Source organism: Pseudomonas yamanorum, from assembly GCF_013386765.1.
GTDB classification, from domain to species: Bacteria; Pseudomonadota; Gammaproteobacteria; order Pseudomonadales; family Pseudomonadaceae; genus Aquipseudomonas; species Aquipseudomonas yamanorum_A.
In genome coordinates this window covers 127,802-139,176 of sequence record NZ_JACARE010000017.1, presented here as the reverse complement: position 1 = coordinate 139,176, position 11,375 = coordinate 127,802, and the positions used below count along the sequence as shown (strand labels likewise).

Below are 11,375 nucleotides of genomic sequence, written 5' to 3'. Positions count from 1 at the left end.
GCTTGTTTCATAAAAAGTCACGGAACCCTTGGATCATGCCTAAACTCCAAACTGCGCGGGTTGGACTAATAACCGGCCCCTAGGGCGCTTTGAGGCGCCTGAACCCTTGTCCATTGGTTTGCACACAAAGAGAACAAAGCTATGAAACGGATCCTTCTCGGTACTCTCTTCACCGTCGTCTCCCTCAATGCAATGGCTGAAGCGCCAGGTGGCCCGAACTGCGGTTGGGGCAACATGTTGTTCGAAGGCCAACGCGGCACTCCCGCTCACTTCCTCGCCTCCACCACCAACGGTACCTCGGGCAACGCCACCTTCGGCATGACCTCGGGCACCAACGGCTGCAGCACCAACAGCGCACTGACCTACGGTGGCAAATCGTGGATTGCCATGAATGGCATGATGAACGAGCTGTCCGAAGACATGGCCAAGGGTAACGGCGAGGCGCTGACTACCTACGCCGTGGTACTGGGCGTTGCTCCTGAAGATCGCGAGCACTTTGCCGCTGTGACTCACGAGCACTTCCAGCAAATCTTCAGCAAGGCTGACGTCACTGCTGATGACGTGCACAACAACACCCTGGCGGTACTGAAAGGCGACACCCGTCTGGCGAAATACGCTACCCAGGCTTAAGCTCGACCTGCCCGTGCCTCGTGAGGCACGGGTTTATTATTTTTTGGACCTGCCTCCCCTTTGGGTCTTTTTATCTCGACTTAAGTTGCCCACATGCTCAAACGCCTTGCCTGGTTGGCACTCTTCGCCTGCGCCCCGCTGTATGCGGCCCCGCACCTTGATGATCAACGTTTGCAGCAACTGGCCAACGATCCGTTCTGGCTCTCGCTGGGGCATTACGAATCCGGCAAGTTCAAGGGCTGGCGCAGTTATGTCAGCGACAAGAAATTCTTCCTCGCTCCCGATGGCGCCCACCATCCGGACCAGGAGCTGAAGGCGACTGTAGAGGCGCTGTATGCCCCGGCCAGCCTCGGTGAAAAACACGCCCAATGCGTGTATCCGGCACGTACCCGTTGGCTCAAGGACCAGTTGCACCTGACTGACCTGCCGGCGCTGGACTGCAAGGAATTCAAGCAATGGTTCAAGGACGTCGCCCCCCACAGCGCGGTGATGATCTTCCCGGCGGCCTACCTCAACAGCCCCTCGTCAATGTTCGGTCACACCCTGCTGCGCATCGACCAGGCTGACGTACAGAGCAACAACACCGCCCTGCTCAGCTATGCGATCAACTTCGGCGCCTATATCGAAGGCTCGGACAACAGCATCCTCTACGCCTGGAAAGGCCTGATGGGCGGCTATCCGGGCCTGTTCGCACTGGTGCCCTACCAGGAAAAACTCTCGGAATACCGTAGCCTGGAGAACCGCGACCTGTGGGAATACCGCCTGAACCTGACCCAAGTCGAGACCGAGCGCATGGTCGAGCACGTGTGGGAGCTCAAGCAGATCCAGTTCGACTACTTCTTCTTCGACGAAAACTGCTCCTATCGCCTGCTGGAACTGCTGCAAGTGGCCCGCCCGAGCCTGCGCCTGACCGAACAATTCCCGCTGACCGCCATCCCCACCGACACGGTCAAAGCCGTGAAAGAAGCCGGCCTGGTGGAGAAAATCGACTACCGCCCCTCCCGTGAACGGGAACTGCTGGAACGCGCCAAGCCGCTGGACAGTGACGAGCAGCAATGGGTGCTGAAGATCAGTGACGACCAAAAACAACTGCAAGAGCCAGCCTTCAAGGCCATCGCCAAAGACCGCCAGGCCCTGATCATCGACGCCGCCTACCGCCTTGGCCGCTACCGCGCCAACGGCCTGGAGCGCGACACCGAACGTTCCCAGCGCAGCTTTGAACTGCTGCGGGCGATCAACCAGAACCCGGCACCGGACCTGAAGATCGAACGCCCCGGCCTGCCCGAAGACGGCCACGAATCCCGCACCTGGCAAGCGGGCATCGGCACCCGGGGCGACAAAGCGTTCGGCGAATACGGCCTGCGCATGGCCTACCACGACCTGAACGACAACGCCGAAGGCTTCCCATTGGGCGCGCAGATCGAAATCCTGCAAATGAAACTGCGCCAGTACGAAGGCAACCACTGGCAATTGCAGCAACTGGATCTGGCGACCATCCGCTCACTGACCCCGCGCAACGAACTGCTGCAACCCTGGTCGTGGCAAGTGACCGGCGGCCTTGAGCGCGTACCGGGCAAGCATGACGACGAAACCCTGGTCAGCCACGTCAACGGCGGCGCTGGCAGCACCTGGCAACTGCGCGACGACATGCTCGGCTTTGCACTGGGCACCGTGCGTGTGGAACACAACAGCGACTTCGGCGAAGCCATCTCCCCGGCGGCCGGGTTCAATACCGGCGTGCTGTGGCGCAACCCGCTGGGCAACCTCAGCCTGGAAGCCAAGGGTGATTTCTTCACCAATGGCGAAGTGCGGCGCAGTATCAGCCTGAATCAACAGTGGGAACTGTCGCGCAACCTGGGGTTGAGACTGAGTGCGCAGCGGGAATACAGCCACTTGGCGACACCGGTCAATGAAGTGATGCTGGAAGTGAAGTGGTATCACTACTGACCCCACTCTCCAGGAAAACACCTATCAAATGTGGGAGCTGGCTTGCCTGCGATGCAGACGACGCGGTCTGCCAGTTGCACCGCAACGATGCCATCGCAGGCAAGCCAGCTCCCACACTTCAGACGCAGCAGTGCCAACAGATTAATCACAGCCCTTTCACATCCCCCCAACGAATCGCCTTCTAAACTCCCCTCATCAGCCGTTCAACGGCCAGGGAGCAAGCGATGTGGCGGTACGCAGTAATGCTGGGCGTGTTGGCCTTGCTGTCGGGTTGCCAATCGACCCACGAAGATTTGCTGGCCAAGGGTTACCCACCCGCCTTCGCCGACGGCTATGACGACGGTTGCAGCAGCGGCCGCCAGGCCGCCGGGGTAATCACAGGGGAGTTTCGCAAGAACGTCCCCCGCTATCTGAAGGACCGCACCTACGCCGAAGGCTGGGATGACGGCTTTCGCCAGTGCAAGGCCATGCGCGAGAACGAAGACCTCAACGACTACAAGAACCGCCACTGGGACGACCGCGAACGCGCCTGGCAACAGGAAAAGGACCGCGACGCCGCCCGGGCCTTTCGCTCGCCATAGGTCGCTTTCAGACATCCGGCGAAACTTAACCCCTGCGACCATGGCCCAAACTCCATAGCAGGAGAATCCCATGAGTCGAGCGTTCGTCAACGAAGACAGCGCCGCTGCCCAGGCCAGCCAGCCGGTGGAACGCCAGGTCAGCGCGCAACCCAATCACCTCACCGCCCTGGGGCTCGCGCAGTTGCAGGCCAAGGTGGCGCAGTTGCAGAGCGAGCACAGCGAAGAGTCCGCCAAGGGCGAGCAGGCCGATAAACAGCGTCAGGCTGACCTCGAGCGGGATTTGCGTTACTTCAACCAGCGCCTGCAAAGCGCGCAGGTGGTGGCGCCGGCGACCTCCACCGACAAGGTGCAGATCGGCAGTTGGGTGACGTTTGCCAATGAACAGGACGAAGAGCAGCGCATTCAGTTGGTCGGCGAAGACCAGGCCGATGCCACGGTGGGCCTGATCAACTGGGGGTCGCCGCTTGGCCGGGCGCTGCTGGGTGCGCAGGTGGGCGACGAGGTGCTGTGGAAGCGCCCCGTCGGTGATCAGTTGATCGAAATCCTGCGCATCGAGCCCGAGGCTTAAACGATGCCTTGGGCCAGCATTGCGTCCGCAACTTTCACAAAGCCGGCGATGTTGGCGCCCTTCACGTAGTTGACCCGGCCGTTTTCTTCGCCGTAGTGCACGCACGCATGGTGGATCGACTGCATGATGTTGTGCAGCTTGCTGTCCACTTCGCCAGCGGTCCACAGCAGACGCATGGCGTTCTGCGACATTTCCAGCCCGCTCACCGCCACGCCGCCGGCATTGGATGCCTTGCCCGGCGCGAACAGGATGCCGGCCTCGATAAAGATATCCACAGCCTCAAGGGTGGTGGGCATGTTGGCGCCTTCGGCCACGCACACGCAGCCATTGCGCAACAGGGTGCGCGCCGCGTCAGTGTCCAGTTCGTTCTGGGTCGCACAGGGCAGTGCGATGTCGCAGGCCAGTTCCCACGGTGCCTTGCCGGCACGGAATTCCAGGCTGAAACGCGAAGCCAGATCGCTGATGCGCCCGCGCTGGACGTTTTTCAGCTCCAGCAGTGCCGACCATTGTTCTTCGGTCAAACCGCTTTCGCAGTACAGGGTGCCTTCGGAGTCGGACAGGGAAATCACCTTGCCGCCCAGGTCCATGACTTTGCGCGCCGCGTACTGGGCGACGTTACCGGAACCGGAGATGGCCACGCGCTTGCCTTCGACACGCTCGCCATTGCGCTTGAGCATTTCCTCAGCGAAGTACACACAACCAAAACCGGTGGCTTCCGGGCGAATCAGGCTGCCGCCGTAGCTCATGCCCTTGCCGGTCAGCACCGAGGTGAACTGGTTGCTCAAGCGTTTGTATTGCCCGAACAGGAAACCGATCTCCCGCGCGCCCACGCCGATATCACCGGCGGGCACATCCACGTCCGAACCAATATGGCGGTACAGCTCGCTCATAAAGGCCTGGCAGAAGCGCATCACCTCGGCATCGCTCTTGCCCTTGGGATCGAAGTCCGAGCCGCCCTTGCCGCCGCCCATGGGCAGGGAGGTCAGGGAGTTCTTGAAGGTTTGTTCGAAGGCGAGGAATTTCAGCACGCCCAGATTCACCGACGGATGGAAACGCAGGCCACCCTTGTACGGACCGATAGCGCTGTTCATCTGGATCCGGAACCCGCGGTTGACCCGCACCTTGCCCTGGTCATCTTCCCACGACACCCGGAACACAATCGCACGCTCCGGCTCGCAGATGCGCTCCAGGATGCCCGAGTTCAGGTAGTGGGGATTGGCTTCAAGAAACGGCCACAAACTGCGCAGGACTTCTTCCACGGCCTGGTGGAATTCAGGCTGGTCGGGGTCGCGTTTCTTGAGGCGGGCAAGGAAGGATTCAACGGATTCAATCATGAAAAGTCTCGGCAAATTTATTGTCGTTAAAGGAGATTTGTCCCGGACTTTATCAATTCATGTCGCACCGCGACAGGGCAAAATGTCGCTTTTGTGAATTTAAATGGTGCATTTAATATAAATTAAAGCGGTTTTTGCACCTTAATGAGGATTTCAATCCGAATTTTGCACCACTAGGTAAACCGCTATCGCAGGCAAGCCCGCTCCCACATCTGGAATGCATTTCAACTGTGGGAGCTGGCTTGCCTGCGATGAATCCACCTCGGTCCAGCTGAAAAAATGCAAAAAAAAGCGGAGCCACAAAGGGCTCCGCTTTTTCATACCACCAACCCGAATCAGGCCAGTTTCTTGTGCCGTACACGATGCGGCTGGGCAGCGGCTTCGCCGAGGCGTTTCTTGCGATCGGCTTCGTATTCGGTGTAGTTGCCTTCGAAGAACACGGCTTGGGAGTCGTCTTCGTACGCCAGGATGTGAGTGGCCACGCGGTCAAGGAACCACCGATCGTGAGAGATCACAATGGCGGCGCCCGGGAAGTCCAGCAGGGCTTCTTCCAGGGAACGCAGGGTTTCAACGTCGAGGTCGTTTGACGGTTCGTCGAGCAGCAAGACGTTGCCGCCCTCTTTCAAGGTCAGGGCCAGGTGCAAGCGACCGCGCTCACCACCGGACAGGTCCTTGACGAACTTCTGCTGGTCGCCACCCTTGAAGTTGAAGCGACCCACGTAGGTACGCGACGGGATTTCATAGTTGCCGATGCGGATCTGGTCGGAACCGTCGGAAATCTGCTGGAACACGGTCTTGCTGCCGTCGAGGTCGTCGCGGCTCTGGTCCACGCACGCCAGTTGCACGGTTTCGCCGACTTCGATAGTGCCCGAGTCCGGTTGTTCCTTGCCCATCAGCATGCGGAACAGGGTGGATTTACCCGCACCGTTACCGCCGATCACGCCAACGATGGCGCCTTTTGGCATGGAGAACGACAGGTTGTCGATCAACACGCGGTCGCCGTAGCCCTTGCAGACGTTCTTGAACTCGATGACCTTGTCACCCAGGCGCGGACCGGCCGGGATGTAGATTTCGTTGGTTTCGGAACGCTTCTGGAATTCCTGGGACTGCATCTCTTCGAAACGCGCCAGACGGGCCTTGGATTTCGACTGACGCGCCTTGGCGCCTTTACGCACCCACTCCAGCTCGTCTTTCATGGCCTTTTCATGGGCCGACTGCTGCTTGGATTCGGCCGCCAGACGGTTGGACTTGGCTTCCAGCCAACCGGAGTAGTTGCCCTCGTAAGGGATACCGGCGCCACGGTCGAGTTCCAGAATCCAGCCGGCAACGTTGTCCAGGAAGTACCGGTCGTGCGTGATCGCAACTACGGTGCCCGGGAAGTCGTGGAGGAAATGCTCCAGCCAGGCGACGGAATCGGCGTCCAAGTGGTTGGTGGGTTCGTCGAGCAGCAGCATGTCGGGAGCCGACAGCAGCAGGCGGCACAGGGCCACACGACGCTTTTCACCACCGGACAGGTGCTCAACCTTGGCGTCCCACGCCGGCAGGCGCAGCGCATCGGCGGCGACTTCCAACTGGCGGTCCAGGTTGTGACCGTCAGCGGCTTGCAGGATGGCTTCGAGCTTGGCCTGTTCTGCCGCCAGCTTGTCGAAGTCGGCATCTTCTTCCGCGTAGGCCGCGTAAACCTCGTCCAGGCGCGCCTGAGCGTTTTTGATCACGCTGACCGCTTCCTCGACCACTTCACGCACGGTCTTGGTCGGGTCCAGGATTGGTTCCTGTGGCAGGTAGCCGATGTTCAGGTCGGGCATCGGGCGGGCTTCGCCGTCGAACTCGGTGTCGACGCCTGCCATGATTTTCAACAGGGTGGATTTACCCGAACCGTTGAGGCCGAGCACGCCGATCTTGGCGCCCGGGAAGAAGGACAGAGAAATGTTTTTCAGGATTTCCCGCTTCGGCGGAACAACTTTTCCCAGCCGATGCATGGTGAAGACGTATTGAGCCATGGTGAACCTAGCGTCAGTGACTGATGAATTAAGCGGGCGAAGCCCGTGCCAGGCCATGCGCCGCGCGGGCCGTTGATGACGATCAATGCCTGCGTACGGTAGATGCCTGATTGTCTGGGGCTGGAACGCCCTCGCGTAACCGGCAAAGCTACCTGAATGCGGGTGGGCAGTCCAGCCAGGCGGGGCTGGCACTTTGCCACAACACAAGGCATGCTAGCCGCCCTCCGGGCGTCCGGCTTATAGTGCACGTCGCGCGCCAGTCCAGCCAAACCGCAGGATCACAGTTTGTCCAACGTAACAAAGCCAACTCCCCTGCGCGCCGCTCATATAGCGCCGGGAGCGCCCCTGCACGGAACCCTCAAGGGCGCATTGGCGACGCTGGTCCTGCTGCTGCTCGCCTTATTGTTCTGGCAACTGCTGGACCAACTGCAGCAAAACCAGAAGAACCAGCAGCAATACACCATCGACTACAGCGCCGACCTGGCCGAACAGATCAGCCTGAACATGGCCCTCAGCGCGCAGATCGCCCTGAACCTGCTACCGATCGTCGAGCCGCCGCGGGACACCGAACAGCAGCAAATCCTGATGCGCACCCTGCAACGCTCCCTGCCGGAGCTGCGCAGCGTGGCCCTGCTCGCCCCCAGCGGGGCGATGATCAGCGACAGCGCCAACGACAGCCAGGACAGCGCCTGGCTCGAAGAGCTGGTCAAGCGCAGCCACGCCCAGTCCTATTACCTGAGCAACAACAACGACGGCACGGTCATCTACCTGCTGCTGCACCAGCCCAGCGGCGGCACCAAGATGTACTGGGCCCTGCGCCTGGCGCCCAATTACCTGGCCAACCTGACCCGCCAGGACGGCCAGGGCCAGCGGCCGATGTGGGTCATCGAAAACCGCCTTAACCACCGCGTGGTCAGCCGTGACAGCGGCATGCCGGCCCAGTGGGCCTCGGCGTTGACCCCGGACGAACTGAACAAAAGTGTGCTGGTCACGCCCCTGAGCAAGAGCGACTGGCAACTGCGCGGCCTGTTCGACCGCGCCGCCGTGCTGGAGCAATTGCTGCCGGCGTTTATCGGCAAATGCCTGCTGGGCCTGGCCTTCTCGCTGATCCCGGTGATCGTGCTGCTGAACATGCGCCGCCGCCAGCGCCAGGTGCATGAGGGGCGCCGCCGCTACCAGGACATTTTCGAAGGCACCGGCGTGGCCCTGTGCGTGCTCGACCTGTCGGGTTTGCGCGCGTTCTTCGACAAGGCCCAATTGCAAACCCGCGAGCAACTGCAACAGTTGCTGCAAGACAACCCGGAGCAACGCCAGCAATTGCTCAAGGAGCTGCGCATCACCGAGGTCAACCAGGTGGCGGTGCGCCTGCTGAATGTGGCCTCTTGCGAACAAGCCTGGGAACGCCTGATCGACGCCTGCCCGTCGAGCCCGACCGCCATCGGCAACCAGGTGATCGACGCGGTACTGACCCAGCAAAAGCAGCTCGAACTGGAAATCCAGCTCAGCGATGTCGAAGGCAACGACCAATATCTGTGGCTGGTGATGCGCCTGCCGGAACAACAGGACGACTTCAAGGCGGTGATCCTGAGCATCAGTGACATCACCAGCCGCAAGCTGATCGAGCTGTCGCTGGTGGAGCGCGAAGGGTTCTGGTCGGACGTGGTGCGCACCGTGCCCGATCACCTGTATGTGCAGGACGTGATCAGCCAGCGCATGATCTTCAGCAACCACCACCTCGGCCACACCCTCGGCTACAACAAGCCCGAGTTGCAGCAGATGGGCGAGTACTTCTGGGAAATCCTGCTGCACCCTGAAGACGCCGAGCGCTATCACGACCTGCGCCTGCAACAGCGTCAGGCCGGCTACCTCAGCCAGTTGCAGTGCCAATTGCGCTTTCGCCACCGCAACAACCAATGGCGGCGTTTCGATATCCGCGAACAGGCCCTGGCCCGGGACAAGACCGACCAGGTCACGCGCATCATCGGCGTGGCCAAGGACATCACCGACCAGATCGAGGCCAGCGAGTCCCTGCGCGACAGCGAACAGCGCTACCGCATGCTGGCCGAAAGCATCAGCGACGTGATCTTTTCTACCGACAGCAAGCTGGCCCTCAACTACGTCAGCCCGTCGGTGAATGCGGTGCTGGGCTATGACGTGGACTGGATCTTCGAAAACGGCTGGCAGTCGACCATCGCCAACCCGCAGCAACTGACTGGCATCTACTCGCTTGTGGAGCAAGTCAGCCGCGCCCTGGACCAACCCGAATCCCTCGCCGCGTTGCGCAACGACGTGCAGACCCAGTTGTTCCTGTTCGATTGCCTGCGGGCCGACGGGCGCAAGGTCCCGATCGAACTGCGCCTGGTGCTGGTGTGGGACGAACACGGCGCGTTCGAAGGCATTCTCGGCGTGGGTCGTGATATCAGCCAGCAACGCCGTGCGGAAAAAGACCTGCGCATGGCGGCCACGGTATTCGAACACTCTACGTCGGCAATCCTGATCACCGACCCGGCCGGTTATATCGTGCAGGCCAACGAGGCGTTCAGCCGGGTCAGCGGTTATGCAGTGGCGGACGTGCTCGACCAGTTGCCGAACATGCTCACTGTCGACGAACAGCAGGAAGCCCACCTGCGCTACGTGCTCAAGCAATTGCACCAGCACAGCACCTGGGAAGGCGAAGTGTGGCTCAAGCGCCGCAACGGCGAGCATTACCCGGCGTGGGTCGGGATTACCGCCGTGTTCGATGACGAAGGCGACCTGGCCAGCTACGTGTGTTTCTTCAGCGACATCAGCGAGCGCAAGGCCAGCGAACAGCGGATCCACCGCCTGGCCTACTACGACGCCCTGACCCACCTGCCCAACCGCACGTTGTTCCAGGACCGCCTGCACACCGCGTTGCAGTCGGCGGAACGGCAGAAGTCGTGGGTGGTGCTGATGTTCCTCGACCTTGACCGTTTCAAGCCGATCAACGACTCCCTGGGCCACGCCGCCGGCGACCGCATGCTCAAGGAAATGGCCACCCGCCTGCTGGGCTGCGTGGCCGAAGACGACACCGTGGCGCGCATGGGCGGCGACGAGTTCACGTTGCTCCTGCAACCCCGGGTCAACCGCGAGATGGCGCTGAACCGGGCGATTCATGTGGCCGAGCAGATTCTGGCGAGCCTGGTGAAGCCGTTTGTGCTGGAGGGTCGCGAGTTCTTCGTCACCGCCAGTATCGGCATCGCGTTGAGCCCGCAGGACGGCAACGAGCTCAGCCAATTGATGAAGAACGCCGACACGGCGATGTACCACGCCAAGGAGCGCGGCAAGAACAACTTCCAGTTCTACCAGGCCGACATGAACGCCAGCGCCCTGGAACGCCTGGAGCTGGAAAGCGACCTGCGTCACGCCCTGGAACAAAACGAATTCGTGCTGTATTACCAGCCGCAGTTCAGCGGCGACGGCAAACGCCTGACAGGCGCCGAAGCCCTGCTGCGCTGGCGTCATCCGCGCCGCGGGCTGGTGCCGCCGGGGGACTTCATCCCGGTGCTGGAGGAATTGGGGCTGGTGGTGGACGTGGGCGACTGGGTGATCAGCGAAGCCTGTCGCCAACTCAAGACCTGGCACCAGAACAAGGTGCGGGTGCCCAAGGTCTCGGTGAACATCTCGGCCCGGCAGTTCTCCGACGGGCAACTGGGCGAGCGCATCGCCACCATCCTCAAGGACACCGGCCTGCCGCCGGCGTGCCTGGAGCTGGAGCTGACCGAAAGCATCCTGATGCGCGAGGTCAACGAGGCGATGCAGATCCTCGCCAGCCTGAAAAACCTCGGCCTGAGCATTGCGGTAGACGACTTCGGCACCGGTTATTCATCGCTGAACTACCTCAAGCAATTCCCCATCGACGTACTGAAAATCGACCGCACCTTTGTCGACGGCCTGCCGTCGGGTGAGCAGGACGCGCAGATTGCCCGGGCGATTATCGCCATGGCCCACAGCCTGAACCTGGCGGTGATCGCCGAGGGCGTGGAAACCCATGAGCAGCTGGACTTCCTGCGGGAGCACGGTTGCGATGAGGTGCAGGGCTACCTGTTCGGGCGCCCGATGCCGGCGAACCGGTTTGAGGCGCAGTTCAGCAATGATGCCCTCTTCATGTTCGATTAACCCCCCGTAGCAGCTGTCGAGCGCCAGCGAGGCTGCGTAAGCCGCACCGCCGAGCCATCGCCCGGCACTGGACCGAGTCGCTGCCGACGCAGCCTCGCTGGCGCTCGACAGCTGCTACGGGGCTACGGGGCTACGGGGCTACGTGAGCCCCGCTTGTCCGCGACATGATGTCCTTTCA

7 protein-coding genes are annotated in these 11,375 nt (G+C 61.3%); 5 read left to right on the top strand and 2 right to left on the bottom strand.

Annotation, left to right across the window (positions count from 1 at the left end):
- Window positions 1-141 precede the first annotated feature (141 nt).
- The 4 genes from HX875_RS12085 (at window position 142) to HX875_RS12070 (ending at window position 3,726) form a co-directional block, all read left to right on the top strand.
- Window positions 142-630, top strand: a complete 489-nt coding sequence (locus HX875_RS12085; protein WP_177043372.1) for a DUF3015 domain-containing protein — start codon at window positions 142-144, stop codon at window positions 628-630.
- A 93-nt stretch (window positions 631-723) separates the two neighbouring features.
- A complete protein-coding gene (locus HX875_RS12080) occupies window positions 724-2,577 on the top strand; it encodes an Lnb N-terminal periplasmic domain-containing protein (protein WP_177043371.1) in 1,854 nt (617 codons plus the stop codon).
- A 224-nt stretch (window positions 2,578-2,801) separates the two neighbouring features.
- Complete coding sequence (locus HX875_RS12075) at window positions 2,802-3,158, top strand: hypothetical protein (protein WP_169386343.1); 357 nt, start codon at window positions 2,802-2,804, stop codon at window positions 3,156-3,158.
- A gap of 70 nt (window positions 3,159-3,228) precedes the next feature.
- Window positions 3,229-3,726: a GreA/GreB family elongation factor gene (locus HX875_RS12070; protein ID WP_177043370.1), complete on the top strand. Its 498-nt coding sequence runs from the start codon at window positions 3,229-3,231 to the stop codon at window positions 3,724-3,726.
- Here the strand turns inward: HX875_RS12070 and gdhA are convergent.
- Both gdhA and ettA read right to left on the bottom strand, forming a co-directional pair.
- Complete coding sequence (gene gdhA / locus HX875_RS12065) at window positions 3,723-5,060, bottom strand: NADP-specific glutamate dehydrogenase (protein WP_177043369.1); 1,338 nt, start codon at window positions 5,058-5,060, stop codon at window positions 3,723-3,725. The two genes, HX875_RS12070 and gdhA, sit on opposite strands and share 4 nt — an antisense overlap.
- 335 nt (window positions 5,061-5,395) lie before the next feature.
- Window positions 5,396-7,060 (bottom strand): energy-dependent translational throttle protein EttA, encoded by a 1,665-nt coding sequence (gene ettA / locus HX875_RS12060; RefSeq protein ID WP_177043368.1) that lies wholly within the window; start codon window positions 7,058-7,060, stop codon window positions 5,396-5,398.
- A gap of 285 nt (window positions 7,061-7,345) precedes the next feature.
- Between ettA and HX875_RS12055 the strand changes: the two genes are divergently transcribed.
- Entirely contained in the window at window positions 7,346-11,197 is a 3,852-nt protein-coding gene (locus tag HX875_RS12055) for a bifunctional diguanylate cyclase/phosphodiesterase (protein WP_177043367.1), read from the top strand.
- Window positions 11,198-11,375: the final 178 nt, after the last annotated feature.

Coding starts and splice junctions, on each gene's coding strand:
- HX875_RS12085 (WP_177043372.1), top strand. CDS start 142: ATGAAACGGATCCTTCTCGGTACTCTCTTCACCGTCGTCTCCCTCAAT.
- HX875_RS12080 (WP_177043371.1), top strand. CDS start 724: ATGCTCAAACGCCTTGCCTGGTTGGCACTCTTCGCCTGCGCCCCGCTG.
- HX875_RS12075 (WP_169386343.1), top strand. CDS start 2,802: ATGTGGCGGTACGCAGTAATGCTGGGCGTGTTGGCCTTGCTGTCGGGT.
- HX875_RS12070 (WP_177043370.1), top strand. CDS start 3,229: ATGAGTCGAGCGTTCGTCAACGAAGACAGCGCCGCTGCCCAGGCCAGC.
- gdhA (WP_177043369.1), bottom strand. CDS start 5,060: ATGATTGAATCCGTTGAATCCTTCCTTGCCCGCCTCAAGAAACGCGAC.
- ettA (WP_177043368.1), bottom strand. CDS start 7,060: ATGGCTCAATACGTCTTCACCATGCATCGGCTGGGAAAAGTTGTTCCG.